A 15643-nucleotide genomic window follows, 5' to 3' on the forward strand; every position below is an offset into this window, starting at 1 on the left:
CCCACGATCTCGCGGTCAGCGCTCCGACTTGGGGTCGAAAGCGTCCCTGACCGAGTCCCCGAGCAGGTTGAACGCCACGATGAAGATGATCATCGAGATGCCCGGGAAGAACATGTAGGTGATGTCGTTCTGCATCACAAGTTCGGTGGACGCCTTGGAGAACATCTGTCCCCAGTCCGGCGTCGGTTCGACGATTCCCACGCCGAGGAAGGACAGACCGGCCTCGGCGGTCACGAAGTTGGGGAGCATGTAGGTCGACTGCACCAGGATCGGCGTGACCACGTTGGGCAGGATCTCCTTGCGGATGATCCGGCCGGGCGGCGCCCCGCTCACCTTGGCCGCCTCGATGAACTCCCGTTCTCGCAGGGCCAGTGTGGTGCCGCGCAGGATACGGGCCAGACTCATCCAGCCCAGCACCCACTGCACCGCGATGAGGGCGACCACCCGGACGTACACCGGCGTCTCGTCGCGCGGGCTCACGAAGAGCGACACCACGACCGGCATGCTCGCGATGAAGAACAGCTGCGCCGGGAAGGCCAGCAGGAAGTCGATCAGCCGGCTGATCCAGAAGTCGGGCCTGCCGCCGAGGTAGCCCGCGGCGACGCCGAGCAGGATGCCGGTGAGGACGGTGGCGACCGTCACCGCCAGGGAGATCATCAGGGAGTTGCGGATGCCGTAGAGCAGCTTGGTGAAGACGTCGTAGCCGTTGCCCGGCTCCAGGCCGAACCAGAACTCGCCGCTGATGCCGCCGTTGGGCTGCAGGGGCACACCCGCGCTGTCGAAGAGCTCAGGACGTTCGTCCGCGTACACCGTGTACGGATTCTTGCCGTACAGCTTGGAGATCAGCGGAGCCGCGAGGCCGATCACGAAGAAGAAGATCACGACACAGGCCGAGAGCACGCCGGCGCGGTCCCGCCGGAAGCGGATCCACATCAGCTGGCCGGGTGAGCGGCCGACCAGCTGCTGCTCCTCGGGTTTCTTCTTCGGCTCCGGTTCGCCGTCGACGACGACGGATGTACCGCCGCCCTCGATGTCGATAGGACTTGTCACAGTTCGCCCATTTCACAGATGTGGGTGTGCCGAGCCGGCGACCGGCACAGACGTGCGCGGTCGCGGACCGGGTCATGAAGAAGCGTCAGGACACCGCGAAGCAGGCGGGAAAGGCGCAGCCGGACGCGCGTAGGCGCCAGGGCGTGCTGAGCCGCCGGCCACCTGCGCTCAGTGGCAATCGCCGTACAGTGGCGGGCACTCGACGGCTACGGATGACGCTGTGACCCACCTGGTGCTTGTGACACCGCGCATGGGACTCCTCCTCATGACTCCACGTGTTCACCAACAGGAGGGGGCACATGTCTGACCTCCGACACCCCTGACGGAGGGTCAGGCACCCCCTGGTGCTCGTGAGTCGGCGCCGTCCCCACGGCGCGAGACCCATTGACCCGAGCGTTACGCGGCTAACTATCTGCCATGCGCCAAGTACCGACCACCGTCTTTAAATCTCGATTCAGTCACAGCTGACGCGTACATCTTCCAAAACTTGGACAAACCGTTCGGCGCGAGATGGGTGCGAAACGGACGTGTTACATGGGTACCGGGCGAGGATCACCGCAATCCGGACACGGGGTCCCTCCGGATGCGGCCAAAACCGGTTGCAAAAAACCCGGCCGCCCCCACGATGGGGGCAACCGGGTCTCAGGCTGTGCGTCGGCTGTGCGTCAGCCGTGCTTGGCGCGGCTCGCGGAGCGGGCGCGCTCGCGGGCGTCCAGGTTCACCTTGCGGATGCGAACGGCCTCCGGGGTGACCTCGACACACTCGTCGTCGCGGCAGAACTCCAGCGACTGCTCGAGCGACAGCTTGCGCGGCGGGACGATCGCCTCGAAGGAGTCGGCCGAGGACGACCGCATGTTGGTGAGCTTCTTCTCCTTGGTGATGTTCACGTCCATGTCGTCGGAGCGCGAGTTCTCGCCGACGATCATGCCCTCGTACACCTCGGTGCCGGGGTCGGTGAACAGCACGCCACGCTCCTGGAGGTTCGTCATCGCGAACGCGGTGACGGCGCCGGCGCGGTCGGCGACCAGCGAACCGTTGTTACGGGTCGTCAGCGTGCCGAACCACGGCTCGTGGCCCTCGTGGATGGAGTGGGCGATGCCGGTGCCGCGCGTGCCGGTCAGGAACTCCGTACGGAAGCCGATGAGGCCGCGCGACGGGACCACGAACTCCATGCGGACCCAGCCGGAGCCGTGGTTCGACATGTTGTCCATCCGGCCCTTGCGGACGCCCATGAGCTGCGTGACCGCGCCCATGTGCTCCTCGGGGACGTCGATCGTCATGCGCTCGACCGGCTCGTAGACCTTGCCGTCGACGAGCTTGGTGACGACCTGCGGCTTGCCGATGGTCAGCTCGAAGCCCTCGCGGCGCATCTGCTCGACCAGGATGGCGAGCGCGAGCTCACCGCGGCCCTGGACCTCCCAGGCGTCGGGACGCTCGGTGTCCAGGACCCGGAGGCTGACGTTACCGACCAGCTCGCGGTCCAGGCGGTCCTTGACCTGGCGGGCGGTGACCTTGCGGTCCTTGACCGCGGCCTTGTTCTCCGCGCCCTTGCCGGTGCCGCCGCGGCCGACCAGCGGCGAGGTGTTGGTGCCGATGGTCATCGAGATGGCCGGCTCGTCCACCGTGATCAGCGGCAGCGCGATCGGGTTCTCGGGGTCGGCGAGGGTCTCGCCGATCATGATCTCCGGGATACCGGCCACGGCGCAGATGTCACCCGGGCCCGCCTTCTCGGCCGGCTTGCGGGTGAGCGCCTCGGTCATCAGCAGCTCGGTGATGCGGACGTTGGACATCGTGCCGTCACGCTTGATCCACGTGACCGTCTGGCCCTTGCGCAGCTCGCCCTGCTCGACGCGGAGCAGCGCGATACGGCCGAGGAAGTTGTCCGCGTCCAGGTTGGTGACGTGCGCCTGGAGCGGGGCCTCCTCGTCGTACTGCGGGGCCGGGACGTGCGACAGGATCGTGGAGAAGAACGGCTCCAGGCTGTCGCTGTCCGTGGGGACGGTGCCGTCCTCCGGCTTGGTCAGCGAGGCCACGCCGTCCCGCGCACAGGCGTAGACGATCGGGAACTCGATCTGCTCCTCGTCGGCGTCGAGGTCGAGGAAGAGGTCGTAGGCCTCGTTCACGACCTCGTCGATGCGCGAGTCGGGGCGGTCCGTCTTGTTGATGCACAGGATGACGGGCAGGCGGGCCTGCAGCGCCTTGCGCAGCACGAAGCGGGTCTGCGGGAGCGGGCCCTCGGAGGCGTCGACCAGCAGCACCACCGCGTCGACCATCGACAGTCCGCGCTCGACCTCGCCGCCGAAGTCGGCGTGGCCGGGGGTGTCGATGATGTTGATGGTGATGACATCGCTGCCATCCTTGGGGTGGTACTTGACGGCCGTGTTCTTGGCCAGGATCGTGATGCCCTTCTCACGTTCCAGGTCGTTGGAGTCCATCATGCGGTCGTCGAGCGATTCGGCAGCGTGCGCGGCAAAGGCCCCGGCCTGCTTGAGCATGGCGTCGACGAGGGTCGTCTTGCCGTGGTCGACGTGGGCGACGATGGCGACGTTACGGATGTCGTGGCGCGTGGCCATATTGCGGCGATCTCCCGGAGTGTGAGGAAGGCCTGCGCGTACATCTGTGTTACGCGGGACCCTGCCGGGCTGGACACGCCACGGCCTCACCCCATGGTACGTGGCCCTGGCAGAGACGGCCTCCACAGGGCCACGCGGATCACTTCCGCGAAGGGCCCGGGGCCGGATTCGCGCCCTTCTTCAGGAAGCCCATGTCCTCGTACACCGGGGTCTGGAAGCCGAAGGAACCGGCGTTGACCAGGTTCTTCCGTGCGGCCGTGAGCTGGGGGCGCTGGTAGAGGGGGATGGATCCGGCCGCCGCCCAGATCCGGGAATCCGCCTTGCGCAGCAGGCCGCGGCTCTCGCTCTCGTCGAGGGTGGCGATGGCCTGCTCGAAGAGCTGGTCGACCTGGTCGGTTCCGACGCGGGTGTAGTTCTGCTCGACGTTCAGGGAGCCGTCGGCCGCCGGCACCGGCTTGACGAAGATCGGGCGGGCGTCGGTCGCGGGGAAGGCGGACGTGGGCCAGGAGTAGAGGGCGAGGTCGTACTGGCCGGACGCGATGTGGTCCTTGAAGTAGCTCTCGTCGGCGACCTTGGAGATCTCGGTGCTGATGCCGACCTTGCGCAGCATGCTGCTGATCCGGTCGGCGACCGTGCGGAGCGTCTGCGAGCCCGGCCCCGAGGGGAGCACGAAGCGGAGGGTGAGCGGCTTGCCGTCCTTGGCGAGCGCCCCGGCCGCGGCGCCCGCCGGGGCGGCGGTGCCCAGGGGGGCGTAGGCGCCGGGCGCGCCGCCCTGGTTCAGCTGGTTCGCGTACTGCCTGCCGTCCTGGGCGAGGTGCTTGCCGAGTTCCTCGCCCTTCTCCGTCCGGCTCTGCGGGTGTTTCTTCTCCCGGTCGGCCTCGTGGGGCGCCTTGTCGTCCTCGCCGACGATGTACGTCCCGTCCTCGTCCGCCGCCGACCCGTTCTCGGCCTCCTCGGACGTCCCGGCCTTCTCCTCCCCCTCGGCGCCGGCCGCCTTCTCGCCCTTCTTCTGCTCCTTGACCGGCCCGCCGGGCACCCACCCTGCGTCGGCGAGCAGCGCCCGCGCCTCCGCGGTGTCCTGCCCGCCGAGGGCGCCGCTGTTGTCGGCGTAGTGGGCCTGCCCGGACAGCGCGAGGTGGCTGCCGACCGGCTCGGCGGGCAGCCCGAGCGGCTTGAGGACGGCCTTCGCGAGCGCCTCCCGGTCCAGGGCCCGGGCGACGGCCCGGCGGACACGCTCGTCGGCGAGCGGGCCGTCGGCGCCGTTGAGGGCGAGCTGGGTGTAGGCGGGCTCCAGCGACTTGCGGAGCTCGAAGCCGGGGAGGGCCTCCTGCCGGCTCTCGTCCTTGGCGGCCGCTTTGCGGCCGGCCGGGCCCTGGAGGGGTGTGCTCGTGCCCTTGCCCGCGGCGCGCGCGGCGAGGCTGACGCGTCCGGCGGACTCGGGGTCGAGCTCGGCGAGGTCGATGGTCCCGGCGGCCAGCGCGGCGGCCCGCTTGTCGCGCGGTACGGCCCGCAGCACGATCTCGGAGAGCTTGGCGGGCTGCCCCCACCAGCGCGGACTGCGGGCGAGGGTGACCTCGTCGTCCTTGCGGTCGACCTTCTTCAGGGCGAAGGGGCCGGCGGTGACCTTGAGCTTTCTCCTGGCCCCGTCGTTGAAGGCGTCCGGCGTGCCCATGACGTCCTTCGGGTACAGCGGCGAGAACAGCGACCGCCAGTCCGTGTACGGCCGCCCGAAGGTCACCCGCACCTCCAGGTCGTTCGCCCCGCGCTCGACCTTCTCGATGCGGTCGTACCCGGCGTTGCGCGCGGTCCAGTACGCGGTGTCCTTGCCGGACAGGGCCCGCCACTGGGCGGCGAAGTCGGCGGCGCCGATCTCCCGGCCGTCGCTCCACACGGCCTGCTGGTTCAGCTTGTACAGCACGACCTGCTTCGGCTCGGTCTCGACGACCTTCGCCGACTCCAGGTAGTCCGGGTTGCGCTCCGGCCGCCCGTTCTCGTTCAGCCGGTACATCGACGGCAGGACGGCCTGCGCGATCCGGCCGGTGGCCGCGTCCGCGTCCGACTGGAACGTGTTCAGCGTCTCCGGTACGGCGTCCACGGCCCAGCGCAGGGTGCCGCCGTCGGCGACCCGGGCCCGGGCGGCGGGCGCGACGTCCTGTCCGGCGAGCGGCTTGCCCGCCTGGTCCTCGGAGCTGCATCCGGCAAGAACGGACACCGCGAGCGCACCCGCGGTGAGGAAGGAGACCGAGCGCATGACAGAGCGCAGTCCGACGCCGTCGTGGGACATCTGCTTACCTCCGGGAGCCGCGGGCGTTATGATCACTTTTGGCGGTATATGGAGCTGATCACATGTATGCGGCCACTGAAGAGGAAAGGGTTCGGCAACGGACGGCGACACGGCGAGCACGGCCGAGAAGGTCACCCGTGCGGCGCAACGCACCACGGAGTGCACCCATACGCCTCGGCCAATCGGTGCACGTCCCTTCCCACCGACCGGTGTGACGCGCAACACTCGCAGGCGCATGAACGTTGCCGCCCAGGGCACCACCGCCCACGGAAGTGAGGTCACGTCATGTCCGTGCACGACGAACTGACATCGGTCCAGCGCTGCCTGGACGATCTGACCCGGTCGGTCGGACGTCTGGAGCAGCAGCTCGGCAGCGGCGGGCTCGACATGCGCCGCGTCCGCGCCGACGCCGACCACCTGCGCGAGAGCGTCGCGCTGCTGCGCGCGGCGGCCTCCGCACCGGCCGCGCCCAGGCGCCCCGACCTCGTCACCATCCCCGACACCCCGTACGACGACTCACTGTGGATCGACTCGGACGACGAGGGACTCGGCGCCCGGGACCGGCACGCCCCCTGACCCGACCGGAGTCATGAATTGGCCACTGGTACGGAACCCCCAGCCACCGAAGACCCCCATCCCCCGAGCGGCGGCGTACGCACCCGTACGCGCGCCGCGATCGACGCCCCGCACCTGCGCACCGACCGCTGGTGGCTGGCGCCCGCCGTCACGGCCGCCGGTCTGCTCGCGTTCATCGTGTACTCGACCTGGCGGGCGTTCGCGAACGCCGACTACTACGCGGCGCCGTACGTCTCGCCGTTCTACTCGCCGTGTCTGGCGGAGAACTGCGACGCGATGCGCGCCGGTCCCAACTGGGACCTCTTCGGCGGCTGGTGGGGCATCTCCCCCGCGATCATCATCCTGATCTTCCCGCTCGGCTTCCGCCTGACCTGCTACTACTACCGCAAGGCCTACTACCGGGGCTTCTGGGCGTCCCCGCCGGCCTGCGCGGTGGCCGAGCCGCACAAGAAGTACACCGGTGAGACGCGCTTCCCGCTGGTGCTGCAGAACATCCACCGGTACTTCTTCTACGCCGCGATCGTCGTCGCCGGGATCCTGACCTACGACACCGTGCTCGCCTTCCGCGACGAGCACTACGAGTGGGGCCACATGGGCCTCGGCACCCTGGTCTTCCTGGTCAACATCGTGCTGATCTGGGCGTACACGATCTCCTGCCACTCCTGCCGGCACATCGTCGGCGGCAAGCTCAAGCACTTCTCCAGGCACCCCGTGCGCTACCGGATGTGGCAGTGGGTCGGGAAGCTCAACGCCCGGCACATGCTGCTCGCCTGGGCGTCGTTGGTGAGCGTGGCGCTCGCCGACTTCTACGTGTACCTGGTCGCGTCCGGCGCTTTCGATGATCCGACCATCTTCTAGCAGACAAAGGGTGCTTCTGATGTCCGTTGTGGACCGGCAGCAGTGGGACGTCGTCGTGGTCGGCGCCGGCGGTGCCGGGCTGCGCGCCGCCATCGAGGCACGCGAGCGCGGTGCCCGTACGGCCGTGATCTGCAAGTCGCTGTTCGGCAAGGCGCACACGGTGATGGCCGAGGGCGGCATCGCGGCGGCGATGGGCAACGTCAACTCCGGCGACAACTGGCAGGTCCACTTCCGCGACACCATGCGCGGCGGGAAGTTCCTCAACCAGTGGCGGATGGCCGAACTGCACGCGCAGGAGGCCCCGCAGCGGGTGTGGGAGCTGGAGACCTGGGGCGCCCTCTTCGACCGTACGAAGGACGGTCGCATCTCGCAGCGCAACTTCGGCGGTCACGAGTACCCGCGCCTGGCGCATGTCGGCGACCGTACGGGGCTCGAGCTGATCCGCACGCTCCAGCAGAAGATCGTCGCGCTCCAGCAGGAGGACCACCGGGAGACCGGCGACTACGAGTCGCGCCTGAAGGTGTACCAGGAGTGCACGGTCACCCGGATCCTCAAGGACGGCTCGCGGGTGTCCGGCGTCTTCGCCTACGACCGGGAGACCGGCCGCTTCTTCGTCCTCGAAGCGCCCGCCGTGGTGATCGCGACCGGCGGCATCGGCAAGTCCTTCAAGGTGACGTCGAACTCGTGGGAGTACACGGGCGACGGCCACGCGCTGGCCCTGCTGGCCGGGGCTCCCCTGTTGAACATGGAGTTCGTGCAGTTCCACCCGACGGGCATGGTCTGGCCGCCGTCGGTGAAGGGCATCCTCGTCACGGAGTCGGTGCGCGGCGACGGGGGCGTGCTGCGCAACTCCGAGGGCAAGCGGTTCATGTTCGACTACATCCCGGACGTCTTCAAGGAGAAATACGCCCAGTCCGAGGACGAGGGCGACCGCTGGTACGAGGACCCGGACCACAACCGCCGCCCGCCGGAACTGCTCCCCCGTGACGAGGTGGCCCGCGCGATCAACTCCGAGGTGAAGGCGGGCCGCGGCTCCCCGCACGGCGGCGTCTTCCTCGACGTGTCGACGCGGATGCCCGCCGAGGTCATTCGGCGCCGGCTGCCGTCCATGTACCACCAGTTCAAGGAGCTCGCCGACGTCGACATCACGGCGGAGCCGATGGAGGTCGGGCCCACCTGTCACTACGTGATGGGCGGCATCGCCGTCGAGTCGGACACGGCGGCCGCGCGCGGGGTGCCGGGCCTGTTCGCGGCCGGTGAGGTCGCGGGCGGCATGCACGGCTCCAACCGCCTCGGCGGCAACTCCCTGTCCGACCTGCTGGTGTTCGGCCGGCGAGCGGGCTGGCACGCGGCGGACTACGCGACCGGGCTCGGGCCTCACCGCCCGCCCGTGGACGACACCCAGGTCGACACGGCGGCGGCGGAGGCCCTGCGGCCGTTCTCCGCGGAGGGCCTGGAGCCTGCCGGGGGGCCGCCGGAGAACCCGTACACCCTCCACCAGGAACTCCAGCAGACCATGAACGACCTCGTCGGCATCATCCGCCGCGAGGCGGAGATGCGGCAGGCCCTGGAGAAGCTGGCCGAGCTGCGCGTACGGGCCCGCCGGGCCGGTGTCGAGGGCCACCGCCAGTTCAACCCGGGCTGGCATCTCGCCCTGGACCTCAGGAACATGCTCCTGGTCAGCGAGTGCGTGGCGCGGGCCGCGCTGGAGCGCACGGAGTCGCGCGGCGGGCACACCCGCGAGGACCATCCGGCGATGGACCGCAAGTGGCGCCCCGTCAACCTCCTGTGCCGGCTCACCGATCCCACCGAGGGCCTGGCGGCCACCGACCCGGTGCGCGGCCAGATCGACCTCTCCCGTGAGTCCACCGACCCCATCCGCCCCGACCTGCTCGCCCTCTTCGACAAGGAGGAGCTGGTCAAGTACCTCGCCGAAGAGGAGCTGTACGAATGAGCGGCTACACGGCCCAGTTCAAGGTGTGGCGGGGTGACGTGCAGGGTGGCGGGCTCGAGGACTTCAAGGTCGAGGTGAACGAGGGCGAGGTCGTCCTCGACATCATCCACCGCATCCAGGCGACCCAGGCCCCCGACCTCGCCGTGCGCTGGAACTGCAAGGCGGGCAAGTGCGGTTCGTGCTCGGCGGAGATCAACGGGCGTCCCCGGCTGCTGTGCATGACCCGCATGTCGGTGTTCACCCCCGAGGAGACGATCACCGTCACTCCGCTGCGCGCCTTCCCGGTCGTACGGGATCTCGTCACGGACGTCGGCTTCAACTACACGAAGGCGCGCGAGGTCCCGGCCTTCGTGCCGCCGGAGAAGCTCGCCGCCGGCGAGTACCGCATGATGCAGGAGGACGTGGACCGGTCGCAGGAGTTCCGCAAGTGCATCGAGTGCTTCCTGTGCCAGGACACCTGCCATGTGGTCCGCGACCACGAGGAGAACAAGACGGCCTTCGCGGGCCCGCGCTTCCTGATGCGGGTCGCGGAACTGGACATGCACCCGCTGGACGCGGCGGCGGAGGCCGGGCTCGACCGGAAGCGGACGGCCCAGGACGAGCACGGCCTCGGCTACTGCAACATCACCAAGTGCTGCACGGAGGTCTGCCCCGAGGGCATCAAGATCACGGACAACGCGCTGATCCCCTTGAAGGAACGGGCCGTCGACCGCAAGTACGACCCGCTGGTATGGCTGGGGTCGAAGATCAGGAGGCGGAGCTCGTAGCGGGCGGCACGGGGGCACGGCCGGGGCGCTGGGCCAGCATCTGTATGCCGATGCCTCCCATGAACACGAACCAGCCGATGAGCGCGAGCGCGTCGAGCCTGGCGGGGAACACGCCGAGGAACATCCACAGGGACGCGCCGACCGCGCCCACCAGCTGACCGTACCCCCACAGCTTCGGCCGCAGGATCCGGTGCCGGCCCAGCGGCAGTACCCAGCCGGTCGTGATGCCCGCGATACCGAACCCCGCCGTCAGCACCACGACCAGCGTGCCCGCGACCACCAGGTACATGTGCATGACGATCATCGTCCCACGGGGGCCGTGGCCGCACCAGGCTCGCCTGCCGCGCCGTCCCGGACGAACGACCGCCTCAGGCCTCTGCCCGCAGATAGCCCGAGTGCGCGACCTGGCCGAGGAAGGTGAACCGGGTCTCGGTGGCCATGTGCTTCTCGAAGGCCTCCTTGATGCCGGGCCACTTGGGGTGCCCGAAGTCGTCAAGGACGACGATGCCGCCGGGGGCGACGATCTGCTCGGCCCACTCCAGGTCCGCCGCCACACCGGCGGCGGAGTGGTCGCCGTCGACGATGACCACGCCGTAGGAGCGGTCGGAGACCAGGGCGCGCACCTCGGGGTCCTCGGAGAAGCCCTGCTGGATCCGGGCCGCGGTCCCGGCCGCGCCCGCCAGGGCCAGGTTGATCCGCACCGCGGCCCCCTGCACGGGGGTGCCCGAGGCGTCGTCCCCCATGGTGGTGCCGGGCTGCAACTGCGACCCCGCGAGCGGGTCGACGATCGTCAGCTTCGGGTCACGCCCCGCCCGCTCCATCATCCGGATCAGCGCCGCGCCGAACATGCCGTACAGGGTGCCGATCTCCAGGACCTCGTCGTTCGGCGGGTCCAGCAGCGGTACGGCGGACAGCTTGCCGACGATGTTCATGGTGCCGCCGGCGATCCGCCCGACCCCCAGCGCCTCCATCGCGATGAGCAGCCGGAAGGCCTGGGCGACATTGCGCTCGGCGCCCTCCTTGTCCCCGGTCACCTGCGCCAGCTCCGCGATCGTGCGGTTGAGGTGGGGCCCGGACGGCAGCCGGGACGCCCCGCGCCCGGTCCCGTCGAAGAACAGTTCCAGGGGTCGCTGGCGGCTGCGCAGCTTCTTCAGTTCCTCCTGCAACGCGTCCGGTGCGGGGGTGCCGGTGGTGCTCGCCACGGTGTTCCCGGCGGGTTTCCCGACGGTGTTCGTGACGGCACGGCGGACCTGGCGCTCGATGCGCTGGTCGATGAGTTCGACGATCGGCCGCAGGGCACGCCGGGCAGCCTTGCTGGTGAGTAGCGCTCGCATCCGTGGACGGTAGGGCCGCTCACAGTCCGCTCACAACCAACGGAAGAGCCCCTGCGGGCAAAGCGCACATGACGTCTCGGTCACCGGATGTTCACCTCGTCCCGCCCCGGCCTCCGGTCAGCTCCAGGGCCCTGCGCAGATTGTGCTCGGCGATCTCCCGCATCGGCTCCGGGTTCGGGAAGTCGCCGTCGAGGAGGCGCAGGGGTCCGGCCACCAGGGACAGGTGCATGGCCAGGCGGTAGAGGCGGAGGCGGTCCTCGTCCAGGCCGGGGGCGCGGAGAGTGTCGTAGTGATGGCGGAAGCGGATCCGGAGGAAGACGTGCTCCCACTCCGCGTCGAAGTACATGAGGCCCTCGATGTCGATCAGGGCGGGGTTGCCGTCCGTGTCCAACAGGACGTGGTCCGGGCCGAGTTCGCCGTGGATGAGGGAGTACCGGGAGCGGGGGCGGACCGCGGAGGCCAGCTCTCGTACCGTGTCCGCCAGTTCTTCCCGTACGGCGGTGATCCGGGCGTCCCTCGCGGCGACTTCGGCGATGTCCCGCAGGGCGCCCTCGGTCACGCGCTGCTCGCAGGAGCTCGCGGACGACTCACCGCCGCTGTCGACAAGGGCTACCTTGCCGAAGGCCGGCGCCTCGTGCGCGTGCAGCTCGGTGAGCTGTGCGGCCAGCCTCTGGAGACAGGCGCGTCCCAGGGCCGGGTCCCGCTCCAGGGTCTCCTCCAGGCTCCCGCCCCGCAGGTCCTCGACGACCGCCGCGTCCGCCGGGAGGTGCGTGTGCGTGGCGTCGGCGTACAGCAGCCGGGGCGTGCGCACGCCGGCGGCGGCCAGCCGGTCGTGCGCCGCGGTGAACAGGCCGAAGCCGGTCCCGTGGGAGAAGGGGTCGCGCGGGTCGGAGGGCCCGGCGTCCCAGTAGTCCTCGTCCGCCGACCAGACGTAGGCGACGGCCGTCGAGTCGTCGTCGAAGGTCAGCCGGTAGACGCCCTTCTTGGAGCCGCCGCGCAGCCGGGCGACGGCGGCGAGGGTGCGGTGGGGGCCGGTCGCCGCCCGGGCGAGGGGGGTGAGGTCGTCGCGGGTGAGGGGCCTGCGGGTGGTGGTCATCGTCGGATGCTCGCACCGGTGGGACCCGCCCGCAGCCAGATTTCAGGACGGCCGGGTCCTCAGCGCACCCAGCCCTCCCGGTACGCCGTCCAGTCCTCCTCCGTGGCCGCGAAGTCCACGTACGCGGCGACGCCGAAGTTGGCGCGGTCCGCGTCCGTGCGGGACAGGCCCAGCCTCACTCCCCGGACCGCGGCGGCGGCGGTCTCGGCGTGATTCCAGTGGCCGAACCGGTTCTCGTGGTAGAAGGGCAGCCCCATGAGCAGGTCGGTGGACTGCGGAGTGACCTCCAGGGCCAGGGCGGTCTGCTGGGCGACATAGCCGCCGTACGTGCTCTCCAACGGCTGGATCGTGTCGTACGACATCACCGCGATCTGGTCGACCCGGCGCGCGACCTGTCCGAAGAACTCCTGCGACCACCACTTCGGGTGCCCGGTGAGCGCGTTCCAGAAGGAGTGGAACGCCGGCACCGGGTCGATCTGGTGCGCGGCGATCGACAGCTGCGCGCCCTGCGCGCGGGTGACGGGGCGCAGTGAGTCCAGGAGGGTGAGGTAGTTCCGGTCGCCCGAGTGCAGCGGCTCCAGGTCGAAGTGCACGCCGTCGAAGCCGACGGCGAGGATCTGCCGGGCGGACCCGACGACGGCGGCCCGGGTCTCGGGCAGCTCCAGCCGCATGCCGTTCGGGCCCTCGCTGGCGAGTACGTCACCGAGCCAGGCCTGCACGCGGACGCCGGGGGCGGCGCGGTGCATCGCGTCGATGAACCAACGCGCCCTCGGGTAGGCCGACTCGGGCAGCGTGCCGTCGTGCTCCAGCGGCCCGGAGTGGACGTAGAGATCACGCATTCCGGTGCTCTCCAGACGGCGGGCGAGCGCCGTGACGTCGGCGTCCTTCTTCCGGCCGTCGACCCAGGCGTGGCCGAGCCAGACCGCGTCCTTGTCGCGGGTGTACGTGCCGTCCGCCGGATCGCCGGTGTAGTTCACACGGAGGGCGATCTCCCCGGCGAGCAACGGCAGGACGACGACCAGCACGAGACCGAGGGCGGTACGCCGGACCCAGCGGACCCAGGCCCGCCGTCTCCTCGGTTCCGGTGGCGCCTGCTCACCATCGGCGACCGCGGGTGTCTCACCCTCCTCGGGCTTCTGCTCCGCTTCCATCCCCGTCCCCCCAGAACGTTCCGTCACGGCGTTCCCCTCCCCCATCGGCCCACGGCCACCCGCCACCCCGGTCGCGCGCCCGCATTCCTCCTCATACGCTCCCAAATGTGACGTCATCGTTGATCCGGGGCCGGCCGCGGGGCACCCGCTCTCACATATCCGTGCGGGTGGCCCATGCCGTACTGGGCAGTGCGGCCGGGCTCGTGTGGCTGGTGTTGCCGGGGATGACGATCAGCACGGACGTTCCGGTTGCGATCAGCACCGATGCCCCGGTGGCCGCCGCCGCGCCGGAGGACGAGGAGACCTCGGGAGCGGACCTGGTCCTGCCGCTCGTCGTGGTGGGTGGCGTGGGCGCACTGGCCGGATACGCGTATCTACGACGCACCCGACGGGCCAGGACCCGCACCACGCCCGGCGGCACCCGCACCACACCCCCCGCCCCGCCCCTCACGCAACTCGACGGCGAGTCCCGCACCCTCCTCGCCGAGGCCGACAACTGGATCCGCACCAGCCGCGAGGAACTGGGCTTCGCCGAGGCCCGTTCCGGCCCGGCGGCCGTCGCCCCCTTCGCCCGGGCCGTACGGGACGCGGAGTCCGAACTGTCGGCCGCCTTCCGCATACGGCGGCGGTACGACGCCGGCGTCCCGCCGGACGAACCGTCCCGGCGCCACGCGCTCGCCGGGATCGTGGGCCGGTGCCAGGAGGTGGGCCGGCGCCTGGACGAGGAGGCGGCGGCCTTTGACCGACTCCGCGCCCTGGAAGGGGAGATCGGCGAGGCTCTCACCGTCGCGGAGACCCGCTTCCGGGAACTCACCGGCCGCGCGGCGACGACCGGTACGACCCTCGCGGACCTCGCCGAGCGGTACGCGCCCTCCGCCACCGCCCCGGTCACCGGCTACGCCGAACAGGCCAAGGACCGCCTGGTGTTCGCCACGACCCACCTCAACCGGTCCCGCCAGGCCGCCGACTCGGGCGAGGCCGAGGGGGCGGTCCGGCAACTGCGCGCCGCCGAGGGAGCCGTCGCTCAGGCCGCCGCCTTCGTCGACGGCATCGACCGACTCGCCGCGGAGCTGAGCGCCGCCGCCGCGATGGTGGCGAGCGCCCTGACCGGGGCGGAGGCGGAACTCTCCGGGGTGCGGGGCGTGCTGCCGACCACCGGGGAGTGGGAGCAGCCGGCGGACGCGGGCACGGGCGCCATGACGGGCGCGGTGCCGGACACCGAGGCCGGCACCTGGGCGGACGCGTTGCCGGATGCCGGGACTGGCGCGGTGCCGGACGCCGGGGCGGGTACGAGGACGGGCGAGGGCGGGACGGCGGAGGACGCGAGGGCCGGCACCGGGCCGGACGCAGGGGCGGGCGCGGTGCCGGATGCCGGGGCGGGTACGACTAGGGGCGGGGCGGCGGAGGATGCGGGGAGAGCGACACGGTGGGCTCGGCTCCCGGACGCCGCCCTGCTGGGCGTCCCCGTGGGCGAGCTGTGGTCCCGGGTTCTGCACGCCGACACCGTGCTGACCTCCGTACGGCAGGAGCTGACCGGCGGGCGGCCGTACGACCCGCTGGACGTCCTGCGCCGGATCGTGCGCGTCCTGGCGCCGGTCGCCACCGGGCGGGCCGGGGTGCTCCCGGCGGCCGCCCGGCTCGCCGCGGGCAGCGCCACCGCCGTCGCGGACACCTTCGTCACCACGCACCGGGGCGCGGTGGGCGCCGACGCCCGCACCCTGCTCGCGGCGGCACGGGAGCTCCTCGACGCCGCGTCCCTCACCGACCTGGTGCGCGCCCACACCCTGGCCCGGCAGGCCCGTGAGCTCGCCGAGCAGGACGTGCGCGTGCACGGCAACCCCGTCGCCGGTGCGGCCCGGCACGAGAGGGGGGTCGCCGGGGCCGTCCTCGGCGGGATCCTCCTGGGCGAGGACGCGGACGGCGGCCCGGCGCCGAGCTTCGGCGGACCGCACACCCGGGCCGGGCGAGGGCTCACCTCCGCGTAGCCGCTCAGACGCGCA

The 15643-nt window shown here is 70.8% G+C and carries 12 protein-coding genes; 5 read left to right on the forward strand and 7 right to left on the reverse strand.

Going from position 1 to position 15643, the window contains the following annotated elements; translation table 11 throughout:
* Positions 1 to 15: 15 nt before the first annotated feature.
* The 3 genes from OG252_RS19115 to OG252_RS19125 all read right to left on the reverse strand — a co-directional run bounded on the left by OG252_RS19115 (position 16) and on the right by OG252_RS19125 (position 5907).
* Positions 16 to 1050 carry an ABC transporter permease gene (locus OG252_RS19115; RefSeq protein WP_266434196.1) on the reverse strand — a complete coding sequence of 345 codons (1035 nt, stop codon included), beginning with the start codon at positions 1048 to 1050 and terminating at the stop codon, positions 16 to 18.
* A gap of 665 nt (positions 1051 to 1715) precedes the next feature.
* A complete protein-coding gene (gene typA / locus OG252_RS19120; protein WP_266434197.1) occupies positions 1716 to 3623 on the reverse strand; it encodes a translational GTPase TypA in 1908 nt (635 codons plus the stop codon).
* A 139-nt stretch (positions 3624 to 3762) separates the two neighbouring features.
* On the reverse strand, positions 3763 to 5907 hold the full coding sequence (locus OG252_RS19125; protein WP_329337439.1) for an ABC transporter family substrate-binding protein: 2145 nt from the start codon (positions 5905 to 5907) through the stop codon (positions 3763 to 3765).
* 285 nt (positions 5908 to 6192) lie between these two features.
* Here OG252_RS19125 and OG252_RS19130 point away from each other — a divergent pair, with 285 nt between their 5' ends.
* From OG252_RS19130 to OG252_RS19145, 4 genes are read left to right on the forward strand one after another with little or no spacing between them, the layout of a single operon-like run.
* Positions 6193 to 6483 (forward strand): hypothetical protein, encoded by a 291-nt coding sequence (locus OG252_RS19130; RefSeq protein WP_266434201.1) that lies wholly within the window; start codon positions 6193 to 6195, stop codon positions 6481 to 6483.
* An 18-nt stretch (positions 6484 to 6501) separates the two neighbouring features.
* Positions 6502 to 7341 (forward strand): hypothetical protein, encoded by an 840-nt coding sequence (locus OG252_RS19135; protein ID WP_266434203.1) that lies wholly within the window; start codon positions 6502 to 6504, stop codon positions 7339 to 7341.
* Positions 7342 to 7360: 19 nt separating this feature from the next.
* Positions 7361 to 9295 carry a fumarate reductase/succinate dehydrogenase flavoprotein subunit gene (locus OG252_RS19140; RefSeq protein WP_266434205.1) on the forward strand — a complete coding sequence of 645 codons (1935 nt, stop codon included), beginning with the start codon at positions 7361 to 7363 and terminating at the stop codon, positions 9293 to 9295.
* A complete protein-coding gene (locus OG252_RS19145) occupies positions 9292 to 10062 on the forward strand; it encodes a succinate dehydrogenase/fumarate reductase iron-sulfur subunit (RefSeq protein WP_266434206.1) in 771 nt (256 codons plus the stop codon). Before OG252_RS19140 ends, OG252_RS19145 begins: the two co-directional genes overlap by 4 nt.
* Here OG252_RS19145 and OG252_RS19150 read toward each other — a convergent pair.
* From OG252_RS19150 to OG252_RS19165, 4 genes are all read right to left on the reverse strand, one after another.
* Positions 10043 to 10357: a hypothetical protein gene (locus OG252_RS19150; protein WP_329337442.1), complete on the reverse strand. Its 315-nt coding sequence runs from the start codon at positions 10355 to 10357 to the stop codon at positions 10043 to 10045. The genes OG252_RS19145 and OG252_RS19150 overlap by 20 nt on opposite strands.
* Before the next feature lie 73 nt (positions 10358 to 10430).
* The gene (locus tag OG252_RS19155; protein WP_329337444.1) at positions 10431 to 11396 is read right to left on the reverse strand and encodes a class I SAM-dependent methyltransferase; all 966 of its coding nucleotides are present in this window, start codon (positions 11394 to 11396) and stop codon (positions 10431 to 10433) included.
* Positions 11397 to 11487: 91 nt separating this feature from the next.
* Positions 11488 to 12492, reverse strand: coding sequence for a phosphotransferase family protein (locus OG252_RS19160; protein ID WP_329337446.1), 1005 nt, complete (start codon positions 12490 to 12492; stop codon positions 11488 to 11490).
* Between the two features lie 59 nt (positions 12493 to 12551).
* Positions 12552 to 13643 (reverse strand): hypothetical protein, encoded by a 1092-nt coding sequence (locus OG252_RS19165; protein ID WP_329337448.1) that lies wholly within the window; start codon positions 13641 to 13643, stop codon positions 12552 to 12554.
* Positions 13644 to 13867: 224 nt separating this feature from the next.
* On the opposite strand from OG252_RS19165, the gene OG252_RS19170 reads away from it, so the two are divergent.
* Positions 13868 to 15628, forward strand: coding sequence for a hypothetical protein (locus OG252_RS19170; protein ID WP_443068494.1), 1761 nt, complete (start codon positions 13868 to 13870; stop codon positions 15626 to 15628).
* Positions 15629 to 15643: the final 15 nt, after the last annotated feature.

Source organism: Streptomyces sp. NBC_01352, assembly GCF_036237295.1.
GTDB lineage: Bacteria > Actinomycetota > Actinomycetes > Streptomycetales > Streptomycetaceae > Streptomyces > Streptomyces plumbiresistens.